The 16,319-nt window shown below is 69.8% G+C and carries 13 protein-coding genes and 1 pseudogene; 8 read left to right on the plus strand and 6 right to left on the minus strand.

The genetic code is table 11. The features are described 5' to 3' along the window. The first annotated feature begins 363 nt into the window (after positions 1 to 363). Positions 364 to 792, plus strand: a complete 429-nt coding sequence (locus tag ACWDEX_RS22425) for an organic hydroperoxide resistance protein (RefSeq protein ID WP_450465525.1) — start codon at positions 364 to 366, stop codon at positions 790 to 792. 875 nt (positions 793 to 1,667) lie between these two features. Here the strand turns inward: ACWDEX_RS22425 and ACWDEX_RS22430 are convergent. Together ACWDEX_RS22430 and ACWDEX_RS22435 are read right to left on the minus strand one after the other, a co-directional pair. Next, positions 1,668 to 2,249, minus strand: a complete 582-nt coding sequence (locus ACWDEX_RS22430; protein ID WP_450465526.1) for a hypothetical protein — start codon at positions 2,247 to 2,249, stop codon at positions 1,668 to 1,670. Between the two features lie 235 nt (positions 2,250 to 2,484). Next, the gene (locus tag ACWDEX_RS22435; protein WP_450465528.1) at positions 2,485 to 2,901 is read right to left on the minus strand and encodes a YbaB/EbfC family nucleoid-associated protein; all 417 of its coding nucleotides are present in this window, start codon (positions 2,899 to 2,901) and stop codon (positions 2,485 to 2,487) included. A gap of 687 nt (positions 2,902 to 3,588) precedes the next feature. Between ACWDEX_RS22435 and ACWDEX_RS22440 the strand changes: the two genes are divergently transcribed. Then, positions 3,589 to 4,092 carry a sigma-70 family RNA polymerase sigma factor gene (locus ACWDEX_RS22440; protein ID WP_450465529.1) on the plus strand — a complete coding sequence of 168 codons (504 nt, stop codon included), beginning with the start codon at positions 3,589 to 3,591 and terminating at the stop codon, positions 4,090 to 4,092. 211 nt (positions 4,093 to 4,303) lie between these two features. Then, positions 4,304 to 4,927, plus strand: coding sequence for a hypothetical protein (locus tag ACWDEX_RS22445; RefSeq protein ID WP_450465576.1), 624 nt, complete (start codon positions 4,304 to 4,306; stop codon positions 4,925 to 4,927). Between the two features lie 239 nt (positions 4,928 to 5,166). Here ACWDEX_RS22445 and ACWDEX_RS22450 read toward each other — a convergent pair. Continuing rightward, positions 5,167 to 5,928, minus strand: a pseudogene (locus tag ACWDEX_RS22450) (helix-turn-helix transcriptional regulator); the annotation flags it as partial. A 470-nt stretch (positions 5,929 to 6,398) separates the two neighbouring features. Here ACWDEX_RS22450 and ACWDEX_RS22455 point away from each other — a divergent pair. Both ACWDEX_RS22455 and ACWDEX_RS22460 read left to right on the plus strand, forming a co-directional pair. After that, a complete protein-coding gene (locus tag ACWDEX_RS22455; RefSeq protein WP_450465531.1) occupies positions 6,399 to 7,211 on the plus strand; it encodes an alpha/beta hydrolase in 813 nt (270 codons plus the stop codon). 115 nt (positions 7,212 to 7,326) lie between these two features. Next, positions 7,327 to 7,707 carry a WhiB family transcriptional regulator gene (locus tag ACWDEX_RS22460; RefSeq protein WP_450465533.1) on the plus strand — a complete coding sequence of 127 codons (381 nt, stop codon included), beginning with the start codon at positions 7,327 to 7,329 and terminating at the stop codon, positions 7,705 to 7,707. A gap of 129 nt (positions 7,708 to 7,836) precedes the next feature. Here the strand turns inward: ACWDEX_RS22460 and ACWDEX_RS22465 are convergent, their stop codons facing one another. Next, complete coding sequence (locus ACWDEX_RS22465) at positions 7,837 to 10,152, minus strand: PA domain-containing protein (protein ID WP_450465534.1); 2,316 nt, start codon at positions 10,150 to 10,152, stop codon at positions 7,837 to 7,839. 334 nt (positions 10,153 to 10,486) lie between these two features. On the opposite strand from ACWDEX_RS22465, the gene ACWDEX_RS22470 reads away from it, so the two are divergent. From ACWDEX_RS22470 to ACWDEX_RS22480, 3 genes are all read left to right on the plus strand, one after another. Next, positions 10,487 to 11,323, plus strand: a complete 837-nt coding sequence (locus ACWDEX_RS22470) for an alpha/beta fold hydrolase (RefSeq protein WP_450465536.1) — start codon at positions 10,487 to 10,489, stop codon at positions 11,321 to 11,323. 278 nt (positions 11,324 to 11,601) lie between these two features. After that, complete coding sequence (locus ACWDEX_RS22475; protein WP_450465537.1) at positions 11,602 to 12,030, plus strand: organic hydroperoxide resistance protein; 429 nt, start codon at positions 11,602 to 11,604, stop codon at positions 12,028 to 12,030. A 107-nt stretch (positions 12,031 to 12,137) separates the two neighbouring features. Then, positions 12,138 to 12,728 (plus strand): DUF308 domain-containing protein, encoded by a 591-nt coding sequence (locus ACWDEX_RS22480; protein WP_450465539.1) that lies wholly within the window; start codon positions 12,138 to 12,140, stop codon positions 12,726 to 12,728. A 146-nt stretch (positions 12,729 to 12,874) separates the two neighbouring features. Here the strand turns inward: ACWDEX_RS22480 and ACWDEX_RS22485 are convergent, their stop codons facing one another. Beyond that, entirely contained in the window at positions 12,875 to 13,450 is a 576-nt protein-coding gene (locus ACWDEX_RS22485; RefSeq protein WP_450465540.1) for a TetR/AcrR family transcriptional regulator, read from the minus strand. A 277-nt stretch (positions 13,451 to 13,727) separates the two neighbouring features. Next, entirely contained in the window at positions 13,728 to 15,974 is a 2,247-nt protein-coding gene (locus ACWDEX_RS22490) for an ATP-binding protein (protein ID WP_450465541.1), read from the minus strand. Between the last annotated feature and the right edge of the window lie 345 nt (positions 15,975 to 16,319).

A 16,319-nucleotide genomic window follows, 5' to 3' on the forward strand; every position in this document is an offset into this window, starting at 1 on the left:
CCCCACTCCGGCAGGTTGACCCCTGCGCGCCGCGTCGGCGCCGAGCACGCCCAGTGCGTCGGCGAGTTCGGCCGCTCGGGGGCTACCTGCCGGGGCCTGGGACATGTCACAACCGCGACAGGGGGAGCGTGCCGACTCGCCCCGCGTGAAGCATGTTGCACCCGGGTTGTGCAACCGCCGGACAGCGGCGGTCGATCACTGGGGGACACGCACAATCGGAAACCCAATTCGTCACCGGCTTGACTGGTGATGAAAAGAGCTGTCATGATTCCATCACCGCCTCAACGGGTGACCGGGAATTCCGGGGAATCTGTCCGGTCAGGGCGGCCGAAGACCTTCTGACCCAGATGGGGAGCATCAGTCATGGCTGTCAGCTACACCGCCGTTGTCGACGTCGACGGAGAGGGCCGCAACGGCGGTCGCGTTCAGTCCTCCGACGGTCTGCTGGAGACCGGCCTTGCTCTTCCCAAGGAGCTTGGCGGCGCGGGGACCGCGACCAACCCGGAGCAGCTTCTGGCCGCCGGCTGGGCCGCCTGTTTCCTCGGCGCCCTGCGCCGGGCTGCCACGCTTCGCAAGGTCCGGCTCACCAGCACCACCATCACCGCCGAGGTCACCCTCACCCACGGCGACGACGGCGAGTTCTCGCTGTCCGCGGTCCTCAGCCCCGTCCTCGGCGGCGTCGACCAGGCCACCGCCGAGGAACTGGCGCGGGCCGCCCACCAGATCTGCCCGTACTCCAAGGCCACCCGCGGCAACATCCCCGTCACCATCAACGCCAGCGCCGCCGCCTGACACGACACCGCCCCCCGGCCGCGGGTTCCGTGCTCCTTCCCCTGGCACGGAACCCGCACTCCCGGCCCTATCCACACCGCCGACCGGACAGAGACGGGTCCCGACATGGTTTCCACGACGTACACACACGCACGGGCCGCCGAGCATCGTCGTTCCGCGCGCGGCCCTGCCTCCGCCGCGCCCGCCGGGCAGTGGCCCCAGGACGTCGGAAACTCCCAGGACCGTAATTGGCCCGACGACACACAGGCGTGGATCTGGGCGGCGAGCGTGGCCTTGTCGGGGTATGGTCCGGCGGCCTCGAACTTCGTCTGACAGCCCATCAGGAAGGTCCACGCGCAGAAGCGGGGAAAGCGTCTCTTCGTGTGAACCAACCATCCGCCGTCAGCGTTTACCGGATGTGGGTCCTGCGCCCGGTCACGAGGTCGCAGGACCCCGGCGGGTCCGTGCATCCGACGAACCAGGACCCGGGCGAGTTCTGGCACCCCCCGACCAGGACCGCCCGATGCCGGTTCCTCCCTGCCGTGGGGGCGGGAGCAACCGGGACGGGGCCCGGCACATGTGCCGGGCCCCGATCACCACCGGGCCAAGGAACGTGTGAGGTGGCCGGCCAGGGTACCGATCGCCCTACCGCGACGAGTCACCGATGCGAGGCGTCCCGGGAGGGACACGCTCGACGGCAGCCGACAAAGCGTGCCCACATCTGCGGTGTGGGGATGTACCGGCGCCGCCAAGTCCGGCCGACGCGACCGTATGTGTCCAGCGCACCGGAGGCCGCCCGGAGCGGCCTCATCCGTCCCGTGGCGAGGCCGGGGCGTACGGGCGCATGCGGGGCGCCCGGCTGTCGGAGCGCCGCCGCGGGGATCAGCGGACGTGTGTCAGTCGGCGTCGGGCGCCGCAGCCGCACTCTCCGCGGGCTTCACCAGGGTGTACATGACCGACCGCTGCTGCTTGTGGCGCTGGATGCGTCCCTTGGCGACCAAGGACTCAAGGGTGTTCCGCACCACCTGCGGTGTCGGGTTGCGACCCGGGTACTTCTCCAGGAGCTCGTCCCGCAGCTCCTTCGCCAGACGAGGCTCCTCGTGGGAGTCGAGCAGCTCCGTCAGGAGCTCTCCGAGCAGAGGCCGGTGCGACTTCCCCTTCGCGCCGGCCTTTGCCTTGGTCCCCGCGGCAGCGGAGTTGGCGGACGCCGAGCGCCGCGCGGCGGCTGCGGTTTCGGTGCGTTGCCTTGCTTTCGCGACCACGGACTCGCCCTGGGCCTGCTCGGGCAGGCGTGTGGCGTCCGCGAAACCCTCGTACCGCTCGGCGAGCTTCAGGATGTCCGCCAGGAGGGCTTCCTCCTGCTTCAGGAACCTGATCTTCTGCGCCAACTCCTGCTGACGCCTGCGGTTCTCCTCCAGGTCCGATGCGGCTTGTTCCACGTACCGCGATCGGAGCGTGGCGGCTGACTGGCTGGTCACAACCGGTTCACTCCCTCGATATGGATGACGCTGCGCATGGTACCCACGCCGAGGGGCCCGTGCAGATAAGTGTCGACGCCGGAGCTCGTCGGGCATCTTCGCTCGTCACGACAAGTGCGCGATGTGCCTGTGCAGCTTGTCCAGCCTGTGCAGCCTGTGTACCAAGGAGGCGCCATGTGTGTCCTACACTTGTGCTGGTGCACGCGCCTGGTGGCTGCCGAGCGGTCGGATGCCGTCATACGGTGTCGCTTCCCGGACGCTCCAGCGTGCCAGGCCATCTGCGGACCACGGGTGTGCACGAGTCGCCCACGGCATCACACACGGAGTCCTTCAACGCCAATACGGGCTCGGCCAGGCGGGACTTCGCGGACATCATCACGGCGGTGATGCGGGCGGAGGCTTCGGCCCGTGCCGTCGTCAGGGCCTCCAGAAGGCTGTCGGCGAGTTGCGGGCCCGCCAGCTCCCGGAACCGCTTGTCGACGAACCTGACCCCCGACACGCGACCGTCGGCGCCCACGGTGACCTCCACGACGCCGTCCCTGGAACGTGCCGTCACCGACAGCGCCCTCATCTGCTCCCGGGCCCTCGTCAGAACCCCGTACTGCTCGGCGAAGTCGGCAAGGACCTTCTCCAGGCGGATTGCCGGTGACATCCTCGTCGTCCTCCTCTGCCGGTGAAGCCACCCGAAGGCGGCATGGTCTTGGAACGGCCGGGCGGCCGCGTCGCTCGCGGACCTCGTCCGGCGTCCGCTCGCGTCCGGGCTCGCGCGATCTCCTGCCTCCTGCGCCCGCTCCATCCGTCCGGCATCCTTCACCGCACATCACCGGAAGGGGAAGAGGCGGCTGCGCCGGAAGGCGTCCCGGCGCCGAGGTCCTTCCGTACCTGGACACGAGACGACCGCACACTTGGTTCACATGCCGGGGGAACGTGGCGTACCGGTCAACTGCGCTGTGGGCCCTCTCCGAGCACACCCACGGCCACGCGGCGATGTCGGGAACGTGCCGCGCAAGAAGCACACGTGTTTGTCGTTTCGGCGGGTTCAGGGTCGGGTGAGAACGGTTCGACGGACGTGACATACAACTCATACCGGGGTGCATGTTTCGATTCCGTTAAACACGAAACCAGGGCCCGTGACAAAGAAATGCCTGGTCAAGATAGGGTTTTCCAGTAACGGCCCGCAACCGTCAACACACATGTGTTCGCAGGATCAGCAACCCGGCACTAGAGTGACACAAAAGCGGCAGTCTTCTGGCACCTGCCTCTGCCTACAGTGCGAATGCGGAGGTTGCATCCGGCCTCCGGTCGCCGCACGACAGAGAACCAGGATGGTTTCAGCACTATGGCTACGCCCCCCACGGCTGTGTCCCGGTCCGATCTGCTCGACACCATCATGAGGGAACACCGGGACAGTCTTGTCTCGTACGCCGACAAGATGCTCGGTGATCACGGACTCGCCGAGGACATCGTCCAGGAAACGATCATGCGAGCCTGGCGGAACATCGACCGCCTCATGGGGATGGAGGGATCCGTCCGGGGTTGGCTCTTCACGGTGACCCGGCACCTGGTCATCGACTGGGTGCGCAAACCCCATGCCCGCCGGGAGGCCATCGGATTCACCTACAACGACCCCGCGACGACGGCCGACGGCATCGAGGCGGTGCACGACGCCATGGTGGCCAAGCCCTTACTCCTCCGGCTCTCCCCGGAACACCGTGCGGTGCTGGTCCACATATACCTTTGTGACCGCAGCATCCAGGAAACCGCGGGCATCCTCGACGTCCCGGCCGGCACCGTCAAGAGCCGTCACCACAACGCCCTGCGCAAGCTGCGTACCCTCGCGTGACAGAAGGCCGCCTGGTGCCGCGACGGGGCAAACGCTGCCTGTTGCGGCACTGGCGCTACACAGGTGAACGGCGCGGCGGGCTGGTCCGTTCATCCCCGGGGGGAGCTTCCACCGGCCGGGTGTCTGCTCCCGGAACCCGCCTCACCGGCACGGGTCGACGGCTCGCGAACCCGAGCCGTCATGTCGGCGAGAGGAGTGGCCCCCCTTGTACGTGCTGGTGCCTGACGATCCCGTGTTCTTCGCGAAGTTCCAGAGCCTGGAGGAACCGCTTCTCCGCCGGCTCCACCTCCTCCACAGCGCGGGCCGGGAGTCCGACGACGAGCGTGTCGTCGCCGATGCGTACGAAAGCTGGGTGCGGATTCTGCTGAAGCTGCCGCTCTGGCCCCAGTGGCAGGTCGAAGACGTGTCAGGCGGCCCGGCACAGGGCGGGCGGACCGGGTACACCCTGTACGATCCGCGCGGCCACCAGCTGACGTGTCTGTATCCGATCGAGGTGACCGCGGCCGACCTGGGTTGCCTGGCTGCTTGCCTCGATCTGTTCGTCGAGGACGACAAGGGTCGGCGCGCTGTGCCCGACGCGTCAGACTCCGAACGGCCGGAGCGAGATGGGAACCCGGTCGACGTCTTCAGGCGCGTCATGGATGTTCTGTTACTTCCACCTCCTCGGAGGCTTCTGGGAGTCCTGCGAGAGTTCCTGTCCCAGGGAACCGGCGTCTCCGTGACTCTGCAGGCCGAGCAGGAGGCGCAGTACCGGTGCTTCTGCGAGGAGATCGTGACCATCCTCAGCTCGGGCGACACCTTCGCCTACCGAAGCCACCGTGCCATATACCTCTGAGCACGTCGATGCGACGGTGAGGTGTGCACGGGTGTGCCGAATGTTCCGGCCCTCCGCCCGCGCTGTCGCACAGCTTGACCCTGGCCTTCAGCCCGCCCGCGCGGATCGGTTCACCTGCGGGACCACAGAGGTGCCGTCCGGGCCGGGGCCGCCGCGGCGCAGGCCCTGCGCTGCACGGCTCGACCATCCTCGCCGGGAGCCCCGGTCCGAGGTGTCCTGGAATCCGAGGTGTCCTGGAATCAGATGTCCTGACCGTCCTGGAGCCGGGCCAGCGCGTCGCGGAGTGCGGCGCGCGAGGTGATGCCCAGTTTGGGGAACACCCGGTACAGATGGGAGCTGACCGTGCGCGGGGACAGGCGGATTCGTTCGCCGATCTCCTTGTTGGTCAGGCCGATGGCGGCGAGGTCGGCGATCCGGCGTTCCTGCCAGGTCAGCTCGGTGAGATCTGATGACGTGTGCTGCGTGGCCACGCCGGACGCCCTCAACTCCGCCCGGGCCCGCTCGGTCCAGGTCGGGGCCCCGAGCCGTTCGAACGTCTCGGCCGCTCGGACCAGGAGCCGGCGCGCGTCCGTTCGCCGCTGGTTGTGTCGAAGGCGGATGCCGTGGGCGAGGCGGATACGGGCGAGTTCGAAGGGGAAGTCGGGACCGGCGGGGTGTCTTTCGGCCCGGTTGTACATGTCGTCGGCTTCTGCGGCGTTCGTGGCGGTCATGGCCAGGGCGCCGTAGGTGATCAGGGCGAGCCGGGGGGAGAGATGAGGCAGGCCGGCTCGCTGTGCCGCCAGTGCGTGTCCGCGGGCCTGTTCCGAGCGGCCGGTGTGCACAGCCGCTTCGACGAGGTCGAGAAGGGTGCGTGGGGCCTGGTGGGCGTAGGGTTCGAAGGAGCCGGGGGGCGTGATGCCGATGGCGTGGAGGTAGGCGGCTTCGTAGTCGCCTTCGCTGAGTGCGGCCGTGGTGCCGACGGCGTCGGCGATCTGGGTCAGGAATCCGACTCCGCGCGGGCGCGTGCATCAGCTGATTCGTCACCCGGAATGGTCGGAGCACGCCGGGGTGGAGCGGTCGTCCCCGCAGCGGGGAAGCGTGCGAGGGCGACCGCTCCGTTCCTGCGGCCAGGCCAGCCAATGAACACCTTGGTCGCAGGAGTTCTTCCCCTGTCGGAGAAACGAGCGAGGAAGCGGAAGGGGTTCACCGGCCCGACGAGAAGTCCGCGCCGGGTGTCCGGTCCGCATCCGGAGAAAGGGCTGGACGCCCACAGCGAACCGCGCGGCCCCGACGCACACCCGCCACGTGGACGGCGTCCGCCTCGCGACGTCTCGCCCAGAACTCTTCCGCACGGGGCCACTCCGGGTCAGCACGCCCAGCGACCGTGAACATTCAGTCATTCGACTGTCGTCGCCCGCCCGTGCCTGATCGATCCTGGAACAGTCGCCCGCGTGCCGGTGCCGGGCGGTCGTCACGCTCGGAGGAACCAGCCGTGAACCGTACTCCCGTCGTCTTCATCCATGGCGCGTGGCTTCACGCGCTTTCCTGGGAGTCATGGGCGGAGCGCTTCGCCAGCCGGGGTTTCCGCGCTTTCACCCCCGGCTGGCCGGGGGAGGCCGCTGCCGCGCGAGACGTGCGCAGGTCTCCCGAGCCGCTCGGCGGCATCGGACTGGGCGCACTGACGGACCACTACGCCGGCATCGTGCGTTCGTTCGATATCTCGCCGGTGATCGTCGGCCACTCGGTCGGCGGGCTCATCGCGCAGCATCTCATCGGCGCCAATGTGGGGCGGGCCGCGGTCGCCATCGCACCGGCTCCGATCAACGACGTTCCGCTGCCGCCCTCCTCGGCACGGCTGCGGCCCATCGCCCGGACCGAGGACATGGACCAGATGGTGTCCCTGTCACCGGAGCAGTTCCGCCACTTTGTCGCGAACACCGTCGGAACGGAGGAGTCCGACAGGCTCTTCGCCCGCTACGCGGTGCCGACACCGCGTCGCCTGCTCGCCGACCTCGGATACGCGGGTGCGGCTCGTAGCCCGCACGCCGTGGCGGACATCGCCAACGCCGGCCGTGGCCCGCTTCTGCTGCTCTCCGGACAGGAGGACCGACTGATACCCGATTCCGTCACCCGCGCGGTGTACAAGCAGTACGGTGACTTGACGGCTGTAACCGATCTGAAGCAGTTCGCGGACCGCGGCCACTCACTGGTCATCGACAGCGGATGGCGATTCGTCGCCGACTACGTGCTCGGCTGGCTGGACGAACGCGGCATTCGCGCCCTTCCGGGAGAGGGGTCACACTGAACCGGCCGCGAGCGACGATGTCACCATTGGTGGGCTAATGTCACACGTATCTATTTCATAATGTGTTGGGGCGCTATGGGCGGGTCCCGGCACACCGCAGAGGATCGAGACAGGCATGAACTGGGCTGACCGGGGGCTGTGCCGGACGCAGGCGGAGCAGATGTTCGCCGAAGGCGCCGCGCAGAACGAGGCCAAGGCCGTGTGCGTTCACTGCCCGGTGCAGGTCGAGTGCCTGGCCTACGCGCTGGACCATCGTGTGCAGCACGGTGTCTGGGGTGCGATGACCGAGCGGGAGCGCCGTGCGCTGCTGCGCCGCCGGCCGGACGTGACGTCCTGGGCGGAGATCCTCCAGACGGCTCGTGCGAGGTACGAGGCGGCTTCGCTCAGCGGTTCTCAACAGGCGCGCCGGGCCATGGCGGTGCCGGTGCCGCGCGTCGGGCGCGCGCTCCCCGTGCGCGGCGACGATGTTGAGGTCGCCCGGTGGGGCAGGGGCTGAACACCGCGCATGAGACACGTGTTCTTCGAGGAGTTCGGGGACATCATCCTCGGCCCGCCCGGTGCCACGCCCGCCGACCTGGCGGCAGACAAGCAGGTGTGAGGCGCGGCAGGCGCCCGGTGACGGGTCTCAGCGCAGACCGGTGGCCCGTGCCACGGTCTGCGTCACCGTGTTCCCCTCGGTGTCACGGGCGCTCGCCCGCAGGGACACGAAGGCGGCCCCTCTCGGCGCGTCCAGCGTGTACCGCCCGTGCCGCGGGTCCTGCAATCGGTGCCAGTGGCGCCCGTCGTCGTAGGACACCTCGGCGGTGAGCCCTTCGACCCTGCCCGCGCCCACCGCACCCGGCAGATGCAGCGCGGTGACGGACAGGCCGGCGTTCCTGTCCGCCCGGCCCGCGCCGTCCGTCGCGATCGCGTAGTCGAGCTGTATCAGGGGCAGTACCGCCTGGGCGTCCGCGGCGGGAGCCTTCGAGGTGAAGGTCCATTCGGTACGGGTGGTGGGGGAGTAGGGGCTGACGGTGGCGTCACGGCTGTTCTCCACGACCAGCCGGTACGGCAGGCTGCCCGCCGAGGGGGCGTCACCCGCGACGACCGTGCCCGTACCCTGCCCGAGCAAGGTCTTTCCCTGGTACAGCGCGAGGGTCTGACGGGTCCGCTCGTAGTCCATGGACATGCCCACGTGGTCGGCGCCGCCCCAACCGGGGACATCGGCGCTCAGTCTGCCGCCGATCCGGGCCGGCGGCTTGTAGTTGTCGTTGAGATACGGGCGTTCGACCGGCTTGAACCAATCCTGCGCGTACCTGCCGCCCGCTTGGTACGTACGCTTCGGCTCGACCTCGTAGAGCAGGTTGTCGACGTACGCCTCCTGACCCCAGGCGTTCTCCCCGGTCGTGGAGACCCAGTCGACGCGCGTGCTGTTCACCGGCTCGCGCATCGTCGTCCCGATGCCCCAGTTCGAGTACGCGGGCCAGTCGAAGCGGTACTCGCCGCCGCCGCGCGTGGGATCCGGGCTGTCGAAGGTCACGTCCACCCGGGCCAGGTTGCGCGGGCCGCCCCGGACGACCATGTCGGCGGGGATTTCGTCGTGCCACGTCCGCATCAGGTCGTACACATACGGACTCGCGGGCACGGACGCGACCGTGAGGGCGTCCCGGCCCCGCCGCACCTGCTCGATCAGCTTCTCGCCCTCGTCCGTGCTGAGCAGGGCGACGTCCAGCGGGGCGGGAGTGAACGGGTCGCTGCCGTACTCGCGGATCTGCCGCCCCGGCCGGTCGTTCACGACCAGAAGCAGCCGCGCCCCCGCCGCTGCCGCGGCCCGCGCCTGCTCGACATCGCCGACCTCCGAGTCGCGTCGCACGACGACCGCCTTGCCACGCGCGTCCACCCCCGCGTAGTCGGCCACCGTCCCGTCGCCCGCGACGACCGCGCGCAGGGTGTGCTGCCCCTGGGGCAGCGGAGTCACGGCCGCCTGGCGCAACACGTCCGTGAAGTCGGTGGACCCCGCGGAGACGCTGAGCGCGGGCTCCTCCTTGCGCCACCGGGCCGCCATGTGGAAGTCGCCGTGCCGGACCCTCTCCGTCGTGGGCTGCGCCCACAGGCTGTCGTAGCTGGTCTGGGTCTCCATGTAGTCCTCGACGTCCTGGTCCGGTACGAAGCTCCGGGCGGCCGCTATCCGGCCCTTGAGATCGGGGTGCCCGGTGTCCGCCCCCGTGTCCAGGACGGCCACGTCCACACCCTCCCCGGTGTCGCCGCCCGCCCAGACCTGCGGTGCGCCGATCTGGGCAGTGGTGTCCGCGAGGTCCGCCCGCGCCTTTCCGTCGAGCCAGATGTGGTTGATGCCGTGGCCGAACGAGGGGGCTGTCCCCGCCTGGCCCCCGGATGTACGGGAGGCGGGAGCGCCTGCGACGGCGTTCCAGAAGTCGGCGGCCCGTCCACGGTCCTCGGCCAGGGCGGCGCCGTGCACGCTGCTGAGGTCCCTCGTCCGCGTGGCGCCGGGTGGTGGCGCGCTCCGCCACAGTCCGGCAGGGCTGTCCCGGTAGGAGACGATCAGCGGTAACCGGTCGCGGTGCGTGTCGTCGTATCCGGCGGCGACGAGGTCGCTGATGTCGAACAGCCGTCGGTCCAGGGTGCCTTGGGCCACGTACGGCAGCGCCGCGTCCGGGTACACGTAGAGGTCGCCGCCCGCCTCCATGACTCGAGCGTCCGTGGGTTTGCCGTCCGGGCCGGTGACGACGACGGTCCCGCCGGGCGAGCCGGTCCCGGAAGACTGCCGGGTGGTGACGACGTCGCCGGTGATCAGCGTGACCGTGTGCGTGCCGGGCGGCACGTCGTCCGCGGTCGGACCGCCTGTGGCTGCTCGCGCCGCCACAGGCCGGGCGGCACCCCGGGTCCGCAGCCATGCCTTCCCTGCCGGGGCGCAGTGGGCGGCGGCACCACGACGCCTCATCAGTCAATTGACTGCACGTGGGCGGCATCGGGCGTCGTGCCGGCCGCGACCGCCGGGGCGACGGCCGGAACGCCGCCCCTCGAATTCCACGTTCCTGCATCGAGGTACAAGGCTCTCAAGAATGCGGCGGTGTGGAGGGCGGTACTGAGAGCGCCCGGATTTGAGTCATTAGACGGTAGCCCGGACACATGTGCCGCCACCAATCTGTACTTGCGACACCGAGCGTCAACGCGGCACACCTGGTGCCCCGTGACTCCCTGCCAAGCCGGCACACGGAGCCGACGACGGCTCGGTGCTCTCGCCCCCAGTTCCGTCACTTCCGAGAGGGATCAGCATGCCGTTCATCACCGTGGGCCAGGAGAACACCACCGACATCGACGTCTACTACGAGGACCACGGGAGTGGGCAGCCGGTCGTCCTCATCCACGGCTTCCCGCTCGACGGGCACTCGTGGGAGAAGCAGTCGGCGGCGCTGCTGGCCGACGGCTACCGCGTCATCACCTACGACCGACGCGGCTTCGGCCAGTCCAGCCAGCCCACCACGGGGTACGACTACGACACCTTCGCCGCCGATCTCAACACCGTTCTGGAGACGCTGGACGTACGCGACGCCGTCCTCGTCGGCTTCTCCATGGGCACCGGCGAGGCCGCGCGCTACCTGGCCACTTACGGCTCCTCGCGCATCGCCAAGGTGGCTTTCCTCGGCTCCCTGGAGCCGTGCCTGCTCAAGAGCGACGACAACCCGGCCGGCGCGGCACCCGCCGAGTTCTTCCAGGGCGTGTCCGACGCGGTGAAGACCGACCGGTACGCCTACTACACCTCCTTCTACCAGGACTTCTACAACCTGGACGAGAACCTGGGCACGCGCATCAGCGAGGAGGCCGTCCGCAACAGCTGGAACGTCGCCGCGGGCGGTGGCGCCCACGCGGCCGCAGCGGCGCCGCTCACCTGGGGCACCGATTTCCGCGCCGACATCCCGAAGATCGACGTGCCGGCCCTCATCCTGCACGGGACGGGCGACCGCATCCTGCCGGTCGAATCCACGGCCCGCCTCTTCCACAAGGCTCTTCCTTCCGCCGACTACGTGGAGATCGACGGCGCGCCGCACGGGCTGCTGTGGACCCACGCGGACGAGGTGAACAAGGCGCTGCTCGAGTTCCTGGCCAAGTAAAGGCATCGGCCTGTCCGGTCCGTTCGCCCGCCGGTGCCACCGCGGACGAACGGACCGGACGGCGATCTGGCACCGCGCCATGCCGCGGGGTGTGACCGGTCGGCAGAGCCCTCGTCGCCTATTGGGGAAGCACACAGAAAATGTCATCACCTGCTTGACGGGTTACACGAAGAGCTGTCATGATTTCATCACCGCCTCAACGGGTGACCGGGAACTCCGGGGAATCTGTCCGGTCAGGGCGGCCGAAGACCTTCTGACCCAGATGGGGAGCATCAGTCATGGCTGTCAGCTACACCGCCGTTGTCGACGTCGACGGAGAGGGCCGCAACGGCGGTCGCGTTCGGTCCTCCGACGGTCTGCTGGAGACCGGCCTTGCTCTTCCCAAGGAGCTTGGCGGCGCGGGGACCGCGACCAACCCGGAGCAGCTTCTGGCCGCCGGCTGGGCCGCCTGTTTCCTCGGCGCCCTGCGCCGGGCTGCCACGCTTCGCAGGGTCCGGCTCACCAGCACCACCATCACCGCCGAGGTCACCCTCACCCACGGCGACGACGGCGAGTTCTCGCTGTCCGCGGTCCTCAGCCCCGTCCTCGGCGGCGTCGACCAGGCCACCGCCGAGGAACTGGCGCGGGCCGCCCACCAGATCTGCCCGTACTCCAAGGCCACCCGCGGCAACATTCCCGTCACCATCAACGCCAGCGCCGCCGCCTGACCCACGGCTTCGGCGCCCCTGCCGCCGCCTCCAGCTTCCGGTGCGTCTCCTGGTCCCGGCATGACCGGGACGCCGACGACCCCATGACCTGTGAAAGCAGAACCATCATGAGCACGCAGACAGCCATACCGGCCGACCAGGCGGCGACGGGCGAACGTTACTCCCTGCTGAGGCTGTACCTGGGCCGCGGCGTTCTGGCCGTGGCGTGGGCCCTGGCATTCGCCGGAGCCCATGAGCAGATCGACGCCGCGGCGATCACGCTGCTGGTCGTCTACCCGCTGATCGACGCGGTGTCCTCGCTGATCGACTACCAGGCCCTCGCCGAGGGCTCCGAGCGCCGGGTCACGGCGTTCAACGGCGTGCTGAGTACGCTCGCCGCCGTCGCGGTCGGAGTCGCGGGCGCCGGGGGTGTGCAGCCGGTGCTCCATGTGTTCGGCGGCTGGGCGGTTGTCTCCGGGGCCGCCCAGGTGGTCGTCGGGCTGCGGCGGCGCGGCCCCGAGTTGGGCAAGCAGTGGCCGATGCTGATCGCGGGCGGTCTGTCCTTCGTCGTCGGCATCTTCTACAACATCCAGGCCGCGGGCGCGGACCCCTCACTCGACGTGCTGTCCGTCTACGCCACCGGCGGCGGCGTGTTCTTCATCGCCCAGGCCGGGCTGCTGGGCTGGAAGGCCCGCCAGCTGCGCACCCGGACCGCCTGAGCTCCGGGCGCCACACGCCCCTCCCATCCCGGCCCGTTCCCCTGTGGCGCGGGCCGGGACGCATTTCGAGTGCCGGACCCGGCAGAACGTTCGAGGGTTCGCCGGGTCAGGCCAGGGACCGAAGGGACCGCGCTGCGATTGCGGTCTCAGTCCAGTGCCCTCAGCGCCCCGTTGACAGCGGATTCCAGGAACGCCCGGTCGGCGCGCGCTTGTCCCATGACATGAACGCCCTGAATGAACGTGATGAGGAAGCGGGCCAGCTCCACCGGACTGTGCTCACTGCCCAAGTCTCCCCGTACCCGGGCCCGTCGCAGTGCCTCGGTCAGCACGGACTCCATCGCGATCACGGCGGCACGCACCTGCTCCACCGTGCCCTCGTGGGCCGCGCGTTCGGTGGCGGCGTTGACCAGCAGACAGCCGCGCTCCGGGTCCGCCACGTCGGCCGTGACCATCGCGAGCAGTAATCGACGCAATGCCGCGCGGATGTCGGAGCCGGTCCGCAGGTCCCGCTCCAGAGCCGCGATCAGACCGTCGACATAACGTTGCAGGGCCAGGGCGTAGAGGCCGTCCTTCGAACCGAACGCCGCGTACAGGCTGCCGCTGCCGATTCCCAGCAGAGCGGTCAGCCGTGGCATCGGCGTGGCGTGGTAGCCCTGCCTCCAGAACAGGTTCATGGCCTGCTCCACTGCCATGTCGGTGTCGAACTCACGAGGGCGTGCCACACCGGGGTCCTTTCAACGGTGGAGTCCTCGAACGGGTACGAGGCGGGCGCTCTGACTCTGGCAGGACGGCCGTCCGGAAGCATGAGTCGATCGACTCAATCTTCCAGCCTCGTCTTTCGACCGGCGCAAAACATGTGTGCCCCGCTTCGCACCGGCTGGAGGTGTCCGGTGACGCCGTCGTGTACGCGCCGCACACCACCTCCGGCTTTACCGTTCCCGCATCACCCGCCGAACGCGTCCGCTGCTCACGCGATGGGACGCCCGGCCGCGGGGCACGTCACGGCTCGCGGGGTTCGCCGAGCTCCTCCGCCCTGGCCCGCATTTCCGCGGCGCGCGGATTGCCGATTCCGCTCAGCAGCTCGGCCGCGCGCGTCCAGCTCGCCCAGGCCTGCGGACCGTCTCCGCGCTCCAGATGAGCCGACGCGATGTGATCCAGCACGTCGGCCTGGTTGTAGGTGTCGAGCACCTCTTCGTACAGCCGCAGCGACCTCTGGTAGTCCGCGATCGCGGCGTCCAGGTCGCCCAGCCGCTGCCGGGCGTAGCCGATGCTGTCCCAGGTCGCCGCCTCGCTGCGGCGGTTTCCGGTCTCCCGCAGTATGGGCAGGGCCTCCTCGCACATGGCGATGGCCTGCCGGTGGTCGCCGAGCAGGGTCAGATACCAGCCGACGGCGTTGAGCTCGCGTGCGGCGCTCCCGCGGTCCCCGAGCGTCCGGTAGATCGCCAGGGCCCGCCTGGCGTGATGCAGGGCCTCGGTGTGGCGCCCCTGACGACCCCGCACCCAGCCGGTGCTCCGCTCGACGGCGGCCCGTTCCGCCGGAGTGAGCCGGGGCAACTGCCGGAGCATCAGCGCGACCTGTTCCTCCGCCTCGTCGACCTGGCCCGTTTCGGCCAGCGCTCGGGCGAGGGCCGCGCAGTTCCTCGCGACGGCGGTCGGATCGTCCAGCACGAGGGCCGCATCCAGACCGATCCGCTTGGCTGCGATCTCGTCGGCCCACCGGCCCATGACCGAGTAGTAACTCACCCAATCCTGCGTGAGGTCCACGCGGTAGCGCAGCAGCCGCGGATCGTCCAGGGTGCGCAGGGCGGCCGCGACGGTCGGCTCCTCCCGGCGGAACCACTCCAGTGCTTCCTCGCGGGTGCCGACCGCGACACGTATCACGTCGGCGACCGACGAGTCGGGCGCCTCCAGCCCAGGCCGCTGGTCGAGGACGCGACTGGCCGCGTAGGCGTTGTGGCGCAGATAGCCCATCAGACGTCTCTCGGCGCCGAACCGGTCGTCCCCCTCCTGCTCGACGAGTTCGGTGCCGTAGGCCCGTATCAGGTCGTGCAGCACGTACCGGCCATCGGCGTCCCGCGACAGCAGGTTCGCCGAGGTCAGCGCCCGCAACTGCCGCCGGGCCGGAGCCAGGTCGGCCCCGGCGAGCGAGGCGGCGGCCTCCGCCGACACCGACGGCCCCGGATGCAGGGCCAGATACCGGAAGAACCGTGCCGTCGAAGGCGCCAGGGCCCGGTACGACCGGGAGAACACGGTACGGACGTCGACCTGCCGGTCATCGGCGGACAGGGCGTCCAGCCGAGGCCGGGCCTCCCGCAGCTCGCGCACCGCCAGCCTGAGGGGAACATCCGGGGACGCGCTCAGCTGCGCACCGACGATCGCGACCGCCAGTGGCAGGAACCCGCACAGCTCGACCAGTTCCGCCGCGGCCTGCGGCTCCGCCAGACACCGTTCCTCACCGATCCGCGCGGCCAGGCCCGCCAGCGCTTCCTGGCGCGTCCACACGTCCAGGCCCACCAGGCGGGCTCCGTCGGTGACGGCCAGACCGGACAACTGGCTGCGGGAGGTGATGATGGTCAGACACCCCGCAGAAGCCGGCAGCAGCGGCCTGACCTGCTCCTCGTCGCACGCGTTGTCGAGTACGACGATCAGACGCCGGGACGCTGTCCGCTCCCGGAACAGAGCGCCGCGCTCCTCGGTGCCGCGCGGCACGTCGCTGTTGGGCACTCCCAGCGCGCCGAGAAACCCGCCGAGGGCCTCGCCGGGGTCGAGAGGCCGGCCGGTGTCCTGGAAGCCGCGCAGGTTCACATAGAGCTGGCCGTCGGGGAAACGCTCCGCCACCTGGTGCGCCCAGTGCACCGCGAGCGTGGTCTTGCCGACCCCCGCCATGCCCCCGATCACGGAGACGACGACGGGCCCGCCCCGCCCGGCGACGTGGGACGTGAGGTGGTGGACGGTCTCCAGCGCGTCCTTCCGACCGCGGAATGCCGCAAGGTCGGGCGGCAGTTGACGCGGCACCTGCCCCGGGCGCCGCATCGATGCCTCGACGAACCGGCGCCGCTCGTCATCGTTCAGGTCCAGGGCGTTCATCAACCCGGTCAGCGTCGCCTGACGGGGCAGGCTCTGCCCGCGCTCCATGTCGCTGATGGCCCGGACACTCACCCCTGACGCCTCGGCGAGGCCATCCAGCGTCAGCAGCGTGCGCTGCCGCGCCTCACGCAACAGCCGGCCGAACGCCGTCCCGTCCATCCCCACCCTCCGAGGCCGCGTTCCCGGCGCCTCCATGGGCCGGGTACCGCCGCGGAGGAACGCACTGAACATACCAGTTCTGGAATGGTCATTCTCATCGGAAACTCCTTGCGTGGAAACCCCCGTCCTTCAGGGCGGGGTGGCGCCACCGCCCGCTTGCGGGGGAGAAACGCATCCCCGGAGCGGAGCCGCGCAGCGGCGGAGGCAACTCCGCTGTACGACCGTGGTCCAGCCCCGGGCGGTCAGGTCGGCGACGGGGCCCGCGCGGCGGCCCGATCCTGACGGAGGAGGCGGGCTGGAAGGCGGGGACGACGGTCCACCGACCGGTCGGTCCCACGAGACCGG

The sequence above is a fragment of the Streptomyces sp. NPDC001020 genome (genome assembly GCF_053599115.1).

Coding starts and splice junctions, on each gene's coding strand:
- ACWDEX_RS22425 (WP_450465525.1), top strand. CDS start 364: ATGGCTGTCAGCTACACCGCCGTTGTCGACGTCGACGGAGAGGGCCGC.
- ACWDEX_RS22435 (WP_450465528.1), bottom strand. CDS start 2,901: ATGTCACCGGCAATCCGCCTGGAGAAGGTCCTTGCCGACTTCGCCGAG.
- ACWDEX_RS22440 (WP_450465529.1), top strand. CDS start 3,589: ATGGCTACGCCCCCCACGGCTGTGTCCCGGTCCGATCTGCTCGACACC.
- ACWDEX_RS22460 (WP_450465533.1), top strand. CDS start 7,327: ATGAACTGGGCTGACCGGGGGCTGTGCCGGACGCAGGCGGAGCAGATG.
- ACWDEX_RS22465 (WP_450465534.1), bottom strand. CDS start 10,152: ATGAGGCGTCGTGGTGCCGCCGCCCACTGCGCCCCGGCAGGGAAGGCA.
- ACWDEX_RS22470 (WP_450465536.1), top strand. CDS start 10,487: ATGCCGTTCATCACCGTGGGCCAGGAGAACACCACCGACATCGACGTC.
- ACWDEX_RS22475 (WP_450465537.1), top strand. CDS start 11,602: ATGGCTGTCAGCTACACCGCCGTTGTCGACGTCGACGGAGAGGGCCGC.
- ACWDEX_RS22480 (WP_450465539.1), top strand. CDS start 12,138: ATGAGCACGCAGACAGCCATACCGGCCGACCAGGCGGCGACGGGCGAA.
- ACWDEX_RS22490 (WP_450465541.1), bottom strand. CDS start 15,974: ATGGACGGGACGGCGTTCGGCCGGCTGTTGCGTGAGGCGCGGCAGCGC.